Origin of the sequence: Kribbella sp. NPDC051936, from assembly GCF_040680955.1 — a bacterium.
In the GTDB taxonomy this organism is placed as follows: Bacteria; Actinomycetota; Actinomycetes; order Propionibacteriales; family Kribbellaceae; genus Kribbella.
On the sequence record NZ_JBFAXS010000010.1, the window covers coordinates 317,978 to 327,085 of the forward strand.

General features: G+C 68.7%; 8 protein-coding genes. 2 read left to right on the plus strand and 6 right to left on the minus strand.

Going from position 1 to position 9,108, the window contains the following annotated elements; all coding sequences use genetic code 11:
* Positions 1–59 precede the first annotated feature (59 nt).
* The 5 genes from AB0L64_RS34265 to AB0L64_RS34285 are packed head-to-tail and all read right to left on the minus strand — an operon-like array spanning position 60 to position 5,464.
* Complete coding sequence (locus tag AB0L64_RS34265) at positions 60–3,047, minus strand: UPF0182 family protein (protein ID WP_363717036.1); 2,988 nt, start codon at positions 3,045–3,047, stop codon at positions 60–62.
* Positions 3,044–3,658 (minus strand): PPA1309 family protein, encoded by a 615-nt coding sequence (locus tag AB0L64_RS34270; protein WP_359925651.1) that lies wholly within the window; start codon positions 3,656–3,658, stop codon positions 3,044–3,046. The genes AB0L64_RS34265 and AB0L64_RS34270 overlap by 4 nt, the downstream gene beginning before the upstream one ends.
* 43 nt (positions 3,659–3,701) lie before the next feature.
* Complete coding sequence (locus AB0L64_RS34275; RefSeq protein ID WP_363717039.1) at positions 3,702–4,739, minus strand: PDZ domain-containing protein; 1,038 nt, start codon at positions 4,737–4,739, stop codon at positions 3,702–3,704.
* Positions 4,736–5,008: a hypothetical protein gene (locus tag AB0L64_RS34280; RefSeq protein WP_359925655.1), complete on the minus strand. Its 273-nt coding sequence runs from the start codon at positions 5,006–5,008 to the stop codon at positions 4,736–4,738. Before AB0L64_RS34280 ends, AB0L64_RS34275 begins: the two co-directional genes overlap by 4 nt.
* Positions 5,009–5,038: 30 nt before the next feature.
* Positions 5,039–5,464 (minus strand): molybdenum cofactor biosynthesis protein MoaE, encoded by a 426-nt coding sequence (locus tag AB0L64_RS34285; RefSeq protein ID WP_363717041.1) that lies wholly within the window; start codon positions 5,462–5,464, stop codon positions 5,039–5,041.
* Positions 5,465–5,768: 304 nt separating this feature from the next.
* Between AB0L64_RS34285 and AB0L64_RS34290 the strand changes: the two genes are divergently transcribed.
* On the plus strand, positions 5,769–7,070 hold the full coding sequence (locus AB0L64_RS34290) for a zinc-dependent metalloprotease (protein WP_359925660.1): 1,302 nt from the start codon (positions 5,769–5,771) through the stop codon (positions 7,068–7,070).
* Positions 7,071–7,130: 60 nt separating this feature from the next.
* On the plus strand, positions 7,131–7,673 hold the full coding sequence (locus tag AB0L64_RS34295; protein WP_363717044.1) for an NUDIX domain-containing protein: 543 nt from the start codon (positions 7,131–7,133) through the stop codon (positions 7,671–7,673).
* A 298-nt stretch (positions 7,674–7,971) separates the two neighbouring features.
* Here the strand turns inward: AB0L64_RS34295 and AB0L64_RS34300 are convergent, their stop codons facing one another.
* The gene (locus tag AB0L64_RS34300; protein ID WP_363717046.1) at positions 7,972–8,517 is read right to left on the minus strand and encodes a hypothetical protein; all 546 of its coding nucleotides are present in this window, start codon (positions 8,515–8,517) and stop codon (positions 7,972–7,974) included.
* Positions 8,518–9,108 lie beyond the last annotated feature (591 nt).

Genomic DNA, 9,108 nt, shown 5'->3' on the forward strand with positions numbered 1-9,108 from the left:
GACGAACGGGCGGCGACCCCGACTGCTGTCGGTGTCGCCGCCCCTGGAAGCCCGTGCGCTCAGCCTGTCGGTGAGCTCGGTGGGCTAGTTGGCGTCGGAGATGCGGGTGGACTCGACGGACCACCGGACGGCGTGGCCGACGGCGTCGGCGTGGGCGTTCCCGCCGCGGCTGCGGCAGCCCTGTCGAGCGCCGCCTTCATCTGGTTCAGGTTGGTCTGGTAGCCGGCGAGGTCGCCCTTCGTCAGGGCTGCCTGCGCTCGTGTCCAGGCAGCCTGTGCGTCGGCGATGGCCTGCTTGACCGTCTGGTTCGGCTGTTGTGCAGGCGGTTTCTCGGTTCCTGGTGGCAGCTCACCGGTGTCGACGTTGGTCTTGAAGACCTTATTGAGGGCTTCTTGCAGCGTTCCGCCGTAGGCCACGCCGTCACCGAACGACACCAGCACGTACCGCAGGACGGGGTAAGTGCCCGCTCCGCTGGTCCGCACCGAGTACACCGGCTGGACGTAGAGCAGACCACCGCCGAGCGGCAGCGTCAGCAGGTTGCCGTACTGCGCTCTTGCGCCGCTGTTCGGCTGGTTGATCGGCAGCAGCGCCTGTCTGATGCCTTCGTCGGTCTGGAACTTGTTGTAGACCTGCCCCGGACCAGGTATCTGCAGGTTCCCCGGCAATCGCAGCACCCGGAACTTGCCGTAGTCCGGCGAGGTCGCCTCGGCATCGACGGCAACGAATGCTGTGAGGTTCTCCCGTTCACCGTTCGGTACGTACACCGACGTCAGTGAGAACTTCGGCTCGGTCTGACCGGGCATCCGCAACGAGAGGTAGAAGGGAGGCTGGCTGATATGCGTCGCCGAGTCACTGCCGGACGAGACCGCGGTCGGGTCGTCCGGGACGCGCCACAGGTCGCTGTTCTGGTACCACGTGCCGGCGTCCTCGACGTGGTACTTCGCGAGCAGGTCGCGCTGGACCTTGAACATGTCCTCCGGGTAGCGCAGGTGCGACATCAGGTCGGGCGAGATGTCCGAGCGCGGCTTCACCGTGCCGGGGAACGCCTTCATCCAGGTCTTCAGCACCGGGTCGCTCTCGTTCCAGGCGTACAGCTCGACCGAGCCGTCGTAGGCGTTCACGACCGCCTTGACCGAGTTGCGGATGTAGTTGATCTTCTCGCTCGGCTGCTGCGCGATCGTCCCGCGGCCGGTCGTGGTGTCCCGGGTGCTGACGTCCAGGTCGACCTTCTGGGAGTACGGGTAGTTGTCCGACGTGGTGTAGCCGTCGACGATCCAGACCACCTGGCCGTCGACGATCGCCGGGTACGGGTCACCGTCCGGCGTCAGCCACGGCGCCGCCTTCTCCACCCGCTCGCGCGGGCTGCGGTCGTAGAGGATCTTCGACTCGGGGTTCACCCGGCTGGACAGCAGGATGTTCGCGTCCCGGAACTTCGTTGCGTAGAGCAACCGGTTGGCGAACGACCCGATCGGGACGCCGCCCTTGCCCTCGTAGGTGTTCAGGGTCGGGTCGCCGCCGGACTTGCCCTCCGGCGTGTCGAGCTCGACCGGCTGACCGCCTTCCGGAGCGCCGACGATCGAGTAGTCCGGGGACTGCTCGCCGAAGTAGATCCGCGGCTCGTACTTCCCGAGGTCGCCGGTCGGCGGCAGGTCCTTCTCGGTCCACACGGGGATGCCGCCCTGCGACTGGTTGCCGTTCGCGGCGACGACTCCGTAGCCGTGCGTGTAGACGGTGTGGTCGTTGTTCCAGTTGCGCTGACCGCCCGGCAGCCGGTCGACCTGGACCTCGCGGACCGCGATGACGGTGTCGTTGACCTTGCCCTTGACCTTGTACCGGTCGACGTCCAGATCGGTCGGGAACGAGTAGAACCCGCGGACCTGCTGGAGCTGCTCGAAGGTCGGACCGATCACGGTCGGGTCGATCAGCCGGATACCGGGCAGCACCTCGGCATCGGCCGCCAACTCCTCCGGCTTGGCCGTCGTCTCCGCCCGGTACTCGGTGACGTCCGCGCCCTCGAGGCCGTAAGCCTGACGCGTGGCCTCGATGTTCTTCGTGATGTACGGCGCTTCCTTCACCGGCTCGCTCGGTCGCACCCGCAGCTGCTGGAGCGCGGCCGGCCAGAGCGCGCCGAGCAGGATCGCCGACAGGATCAGCACCACCGTGCCGACGCCGGGAAGCAGCCAGGTCCGGCGGACCACGTTGGCGAAGAACAGTCCCGCGCACAGGACCGCGATGACGGCCAGGATCTCTTTGCTGGGCAGGATGGCGTTGTCGCCGGTGTAGGAGACACCGGTGAAGAGCTTGGCGTCAGAGGTCGTCAGACCGTACCGGTCCAGCCAGTAGCTGAAGGCCTTCAGCAGGACGAGCAGCCCGAGCAGCACGGAGAACTGCACCTGCGCCGCGCCCGACGCCTTCTGGCCCTTGGCGGACGGACGGAAGCCGCCGTAGAGGTAGTGGGTGATGATCGCGGCGACCAGCGACAGCAGGACGATCGAGTAGCCGAAGCCGAGCAGCACGCGCAGCCACGGGTAGTCGAAGACGAAGAACGCGATGTCCTTGTTGAAGTGCTTGTCGGTGACGCCGAAGGGGGTCCGGTTGCGCCAGGCCAGGAAGACCTTCCACTCCCCCGACGCTGCCGAGCCGCCGAAGATCAGCATCAGGGTCGCGATCACTCCGACCGCGATCTTCCCGTGCTGCTGCAGCAGGTCGCCGTACCGTTCGAAACCCGGGCTCGGCGACGGCGCGAGCGCCACCCGCGGGCGGGTGCGGAACGCGACGATGATGTTCGCGACGACGGCCGCGGCCATCAGCAGACCGACGACCACGAACAGCAGCACCCGGGTGCCCAGCACGGTGCTGAAGACCGACCCGAGGTCCACCGACCGGTACCAGAGCCGCTGGGTCCAGACATCGGTGAACACGCTGAAGAGGATCAGCAGGACGATCAGTGTGGCGATCGTCGGCAGCAGGGCACGGGGGCGCCCGCCGCTGCGCCGTGGTCTCCGGGCGGCGGGCTCCTCCGGCATGTCGTAGACGCCGTCGCTCATGGTTTCTCCTCGTCGTCGCTCATGCCGTCGACCCCAGGACCTTCACCCGACCGGCTGCCGACCGAAGGTTCGAATGTCAAAGACAGTACTTCGCACAGCGTGGGGACCAAGTCGACGCCGGTGAGCACCGCGCTGTCCTCGTCGTGGGCGCGCAGCCGGACGGCGCCGAACCGGTCGCCCTCACGCAGCACCGCGGCGACCATCCGGACCTCGTGCCGGCGCGGATCGCTCCCGGCCAGCCGGGCCAGTTCGGCGTCCGACTCGACGCTGGACAGCCCGGACTCGGCCGCCGCCGGCAGCACGATCCGCTCGATCGCCAACGCACAGCCGGCGACACCGTCCGGCCACTCGATCCGGCCGAGGGTGTCGGCGAGATGCTCGTCCTCCACCCCGCCGGGCAGCTCGCCCTGCGCGACCGGAGTCAGCGGCTGGGACGCGTCCTCGGCACCGAGCTCGGCGGCGAGCTGCGGCTCCGCGCGGAGCAGTTCCGCGGTCGGGACCAGCGCGAACAACTGCGCCGGCTGGTCCCAGCCCGCGCTGCTCACGTGCTTCTCGATCTCGATCACCGCGCGGCTCAGCGCGTCGGACGGCAGCATGCCTACGGAATCCATGCCGGCAGCTCTCCCCTTCGGTTCGCCGGTTCGTACAAACGACTCATTGGCTGCACGACGGGACCTCGCCCTTCCCGTCGGCGACCGCTTTCAGGGCGCTGATCGCGTCGTTCAGCGTGCTGATCTTCACCAGCTGGATGCCCTTCACGTCCGCGTGCAGCGCGGCCGCACAGTTCGGCGCCGGGACCAGGAAGACCGTCGCGCCGTCGTTGCGGGCGCCGGCGATCTTCTGCTGGATACCGCCGATCGCGCCGACCTGGCCGAGCGCGTCGATCGTGCCGGTTCCGGCGACGTGCTTGCCGTTCAGCAGCGCACCCGGCGTCAGCTTGTCGTAGATGGCCAGGGCGAACGCGGTGCCCGCGCTCGGACCGCCGATATCCTGCCCGAGGTTGACCGTCACCTTCACCTGCGAGTCGACACCGATCGTGATCCCGACCATCGGGCGGGTCTCGTCGCCCGGGGTCGCGGCCGTCTTCAGCTGGACGGTCTGCTCGGCGGTGCCGCGGCGGATCAGGAAGACGACGTTCTCGCCCACCTTGTGCTTGCGGACGAACTCGCCGACCTGCGGGACCTGCGTCACCGGCTGACCGTCGACGGCCAGCACGATGTCGCCCGGCTTCAGCTTTCCTTCGGCCGGAGACTTCTCCGCGACCGTCGACACCTTCGTGTGGAACGGTACGTTCGCCGCCTGCAATGCCGCGGCGACCGCGCTGTCCTGCGAGCCGGTCATCTCGGCGGTGTTCTGCTGCTCGACCTCGTCGGCGCTCTGGTCCGGCGGATAAATGATGTCGCGCGGGAACAGGTCGTGGTGCGGGTCGAGCCAGTTCCGCATCGCCTGCGGCAGGGTCAACTGACGGTCCGGAGAGGTCACGGACACCGTGGTCAGATCGAGCTGCCCCGATGTCGGGAACGTCTTGTGACCGCTGATCTCGATGACCGGCTTGTTCTTCGACGCCCCCAGCGTGTCCTTGACCGGACCGGGGCTGAACGAGACGAACGGCACCGGGAAGGCGGTGACCAGCCCCAGCGAGACGACGAGCACGACGATCGAGGTGACCAATGTGGCGGTACGACGTGTCACGAACCCTGCCCTGCGATCTTGGAGCCGGAGCCACGGACCTCGGAAGAGACCGGCTGATGGATACGACGACCGAGGCCGCGACGACGTTCCGGAGTGGCCCGCGGGCCGGGCGCGGCGAGCGCGGCGTTGAAGCGACGGAAGTCCTCGACCGAGGCGAAGGCACCGCCGGACCGGCGCGGCTCACGGCTGCGCCAGCCACGCCAGGCGGCCCAGCACATCGCCAGCAGCGTGGCGGTCAGCGGAAACGCCAGCCACGCCAAAACCTTCATCCGGCCACCTTCATGCGCCCAGCGTACGGGTCAGTGAGCGCCGACCCACTCGCTGCCACCGTCGCTGAAGCTCTGGTGTTTCCAAATCGGGACCTCGGCCTTGAGGTCGTCGATGAGTCGCCGGCACGCGGCGAACGCCACATCGCGGTGCGACGCGGCCACCGCCACGATCACCGCGGCGTCCCCGATCACCAGGTCCCCCGTGCGGTGCACGGCGGCCAGCGCGGTCACCGCCGGGTCGTCGCAAACACGCTGCGCGACCTTCCGCAGGTGCTCCAGCGCGTCCGGGTGGGCCTCGTAGCTCAGGCGGTCGACCGGCTTGTCCTGGTCGTGGTTGCGCACTGTGCCGATGAAAAGCGCAGTTCCGCCCGCCGTCGGATCCGCGACCGCGGCCAGCACCTCGTCGCTGGACAGCGCACTGTCGCGGATGTCCAGCAGCCTGATCGCGTCGCTCATCCGTTCCTCATTCCCGCCGTGTCCCCACACACCATTCCATTCCCCCGCCGCAATTCTCCCTCCCGCCCGCCGATTCCCGGACACCACCTCCCGTTCGGGGCCGTTCGGAGACTGCGGTGCGTGGTCCGGCGTGCACCGGGAGAGACTGTTGCCTTCCTCACCTACCCGCCATCCGCCGGCCGGCCCGGGTTCGCGGCTCTGCCTGCGGCGAACAGAGGCGGCGATGCGTTCGCCGGACGAGGAACTGGTCGCCGGAACCAGTACGTTGGAGTAGTACGCCCCACCCGCACAGGAAGGCCCTCCGATGAGCGACGAACCGGACAACCCGTTCAAGGGAACGCCGTTCGAGGCCATGTTCCAGCAGTTCTCCGGTGCGGCCGGCGCGGGCGGCACCCCGGACCTGAACGCGATCTTCGCCCAGGTCCAGCAGTTGCTGAGCGGTTCCACCGACGGCAAGCCGGTGAACTGGGACCTGGCCAAGGACATCGCCCGCAAGACCGTCTCCACCGCCGGGGACCGGTCGATGACGTCCACCGACGGCGACCGGGTCGCGGACGCGGTCCGGCTCGCCGAGCACTGGCTCGACGACGCCACCACGCTGCCCGAGGTGTCCGCCACCTCCGCGGCCTGGAGCCGCGCGGAGTGGGTCGAGAACACGCTCCCGGTCTGGCAGACGATCGTCGACCCGGTCGCGGAACACGTCGCCGGCGCGATGGGCAACGCCCTGCCCGCCGAGGCGCAGCAGTTCGCCGGCCCGATGGCCGGGATGCTGCGGCAGCTCGGCGGTTCCGTCTTCGGAGCGCAGGTCGGCCAGGGGCTGGGAGAGCTCGCCGGCGAGGTCGTCAGCTCGTCCGACATCGGGCTGCCGCTGGGCCCGACCGGCCAGGCGATCCTGCTGCCCGACAACATCGCCAAGTTCGCCGAGGGGCTCGGGCTGACCGACGAGGACGTCCGGCTGTACCTCGCGTTGCGTGAGGTCGCCCACCAGCGGCTGTACGCCGGGGTGCCGTGGCTCCGTCAGCACCTGCTCGCCGCAGTCGCCGACTACGCGGCCGGGATCGAGGTCGACACCGGCAAGATCGAGCGCGCGATGGCCGACATCGACCCGCAGAACCCGGAGGCGATGCAGGAGGCGCTCGCCGGCGGCCTGTTCGAGCCCGAGGACTCGGAGCAGCAGAAGGCAGCCCTCGTCCGGCTCGAGACCACGCTGGCCCTGGTCGAAGGCTGGGTCGACGACGTCGTACGGGAAGCCACCAAGGACCGGATGCCCGCCGCGGTCCAGCTTGCCGAGACGGTTCGGCGCCGCCGCGCCGCCGGCGGTCCGGCCGAGCAGACGTTCGCGACCCTCGTCGGTCTGCAGCTGCGCCCACGCCGCCTCCGCGACGCCGCGAACCTCTGGGCCGCCGTCCGCGACGCCCGCGGCGTCGAAGGCCGTGACAACCTCTGGTCCCACCCGGACCTGATGCCGAGCACCGGCGACCTGGACGACCCCATCGGCTTCGCCCAGCACGCAGGCGAACTCTCCGACATCGACATCAGCGACTTCCTCGACGCCGAGACTCCCGAGCCGCCGACCGAGGACGACGGCGACAACCCCGCCAAGTAGCTGCGGCGTTCTCCACACCCCGCCTGAGTGTGTCCAGGCGGGGATGTGGAGACTTGCGGAATGCTTCATGCCGACGCAGTCGAGGTCTTGAAGAGGTGGCACGCGCCCGACGCCGAGCAAGAGAAGCTGCGGGCGCACTATCTGCACCACCTCTCGACCCATCCGGACGGGATGTGGCGCAGCTGCCGCCCGGAGCACGTGACGGCCAGCGCGCTGGTTGTCGATGCTGCAGGCCAAAACACCCTGCTGACGCTGCACAAAACAGTCGGCCGCTGGCTCCAACTAGGCGGCCACTGCGAACCCGGCGACACCACCCTGACCGGCGCCGCCCTCCGCGAAGCAACTGAGGAATCCGGGCTCTCATCCCTCACAGTCAGCCGCGAACCCCTCCAACTCTCCCGCCACCTACTGGAAGCAGGCGGCTGCGCCGGCGCCTACCACCTCGACGTCCAGTTCCTGGTCACCGCGACATCCACGGAATACGTCGTCAGCGAGGAATCCCACGCCCTCGCTTGGTTCCCCCTCGACGCCCTCCCGCCGGACACAGACAACTCCGTCCAGGAACTGGCCTCCCGCGCACAACATCACCTCGCACAGCACTGACCACGCGTCCGCCGAGCTCCTGGACCGACAGGATCCGCGGCTTCGTCAACTGGTGAGGCGAGGAGCGCAGACGATGATCGGCCTCGCGGATCTCAACCACACTCCCCCTTTCACTGGATCGCCCTGCGCCCGCGGGTCCGAGCACAGCTGTCCCCGGCGATCCCCCGTTCCCTCCTTTGTGGCCCTGCAGCGCGGCTCCCGGCCTCCGGCCCGACATGACTGTTCCCCCTGTAGCTCGCATGATCCGGGGTGCTGTCACCGGGCCGGAGGCATCGGTAGACCGCCGCGGGCGAAACGGTCAGCTGACCCGCGGGTCCGCCATCAACACCACGCGATTGGCTGCGGGATCGAACGCGAGCACCGGATGCCCGTTGTCGCCCTCGGCCGTCATGACCACCGGCTTGCCAAGCCTGCGACCCACAGCGGCGAAGAACCCGCACAGGATGTCCACTCTTTCCTGGCCCTGCAGCTCGCGAAGGTCGACATCGAAGTCGATCTCTTCGGCCGACATCGGACGGAAGATCGCCAGCACATCCGGGACCGGCCAGACCCGCAGATCGACAGTGTCCGCATCGGCCGGACGCATCAGCACCTCCGCCGCGGACGGCAGTGGCCCAGCGACGCCGCCTACCGAGTACTCCCACGCCCATCCGCTCGAGCGGATCAGATCGAACACCGCCTGCCAGTCCTCGACCGAGGTCCCCGCCACGGACACGTCCGGCAGAGCACCCATCAGGTCAGGGTCGAAGAAGTTCCTGACGTCGTCCCACAGCAGATCCGGCATCCCGCCATGCTGCCCGCCATCACCCCGCGAACGCAGCCAGATTTCCTTGACGAACCCCATAGAAGCACCGCCGCGTCCCCCGTCGCCCTGCGATCCCGCTGCGTGGCAGAACCACCCGCTCGTCCAGCGCTTCCAACAGTTCCCGCCGTACGACAACTCCCAGGCCTGCCCGTCGTACTGCACCCCCGTGCACCCGTTCGCGCTGTGCCCGCAGGTGCGAGCACAGCTCCCCAGCAATCCCCCGTATCCCCCATCGCCCTGCGATCCCGCTGCGTGGCAGAACCAACCGCTCGTGCAGCGCTTCCAGCTGTTCCCGCCGTACGACAACTCCCAGGCCTGCCCGTCGTACTCCCCCGCCGCTACCGCGTCCCACCGTCGCCCGCACACCCCATGCGGTGGGTCGCGCTGTGCCCGAGGGTGCGAGCACAGCTCTCCCAGCAATCCCCGTGTACCCACTGCCCTGCGATCCCGCTCCGTGCCCGAGTCACCTGCTCGTGCAGGGCTTCCAGCTGTCCTCGCCGTACGACATCTCCTAGGGCATGCCCGTCGTACGGCCTGTCGACGTCGGGTGAAGACTGACCCTCTATCGGCGGCTGAAAATGAACCCCCTGCGTGACCCTGTGAAGGGTGATGACAGTGGAGGACTGGGCT

Bases quoted from the DNA above. Each gene is read 5' to 3' on its own strand.
- AB0L64_RS34265 (WP_363717036.1), bottom strand. From the start codon at position 3,047: ATGAGCGACGGCGTCTACGACATGCCGGAGGAGCCCGCCGCCCGGAGA.
- AB0L64_RS34270 (WP_359925651.1), bottom strand. From the start codon at position 3,658: ATGGATTCCGTAGGCATGCTGCCGTCCGACGCGCTGAGCCGCGCGGTG.
- AB0L64_RS34280 (WP_359925655.1), bottom strand. From the start codon at position 5,008: ATGAAGGTTTTGGCGTGGCTGGCGTTTCCGCTGACCGCCACGCTGCTG.
- AB0L64_RS34285 (WP_363717041.1), bottom strand. From the start codon at position 5,464: ATGAGCGACGCGATCAGGCTGCTGGACATCCGCGACAGTGCGCTGTCC.
- AB0L64_RS34290 (WP_359925660.1), top strand. From the start codon at position 5,769: ATGAGCGACGAACCGGACAACCCGTTCAAGGGAACGCCGTTCGAGGCC.
- AB0L64_RS34295 (WP_363717044.1), top strand. From the start codon at position 7,131: ATGCTTCATGCCGACGCAGTCGAGGTCTTGAAGAGGTGGCACGCGCCC.
- AB0L64_RS34300 (WP_363717046.1), bottom strand. From the start codon at position 8,517: ATGGGGTTCGTCAAGGAAATCTGGCTGCGTTCGCGGGGTGATGGCGGG.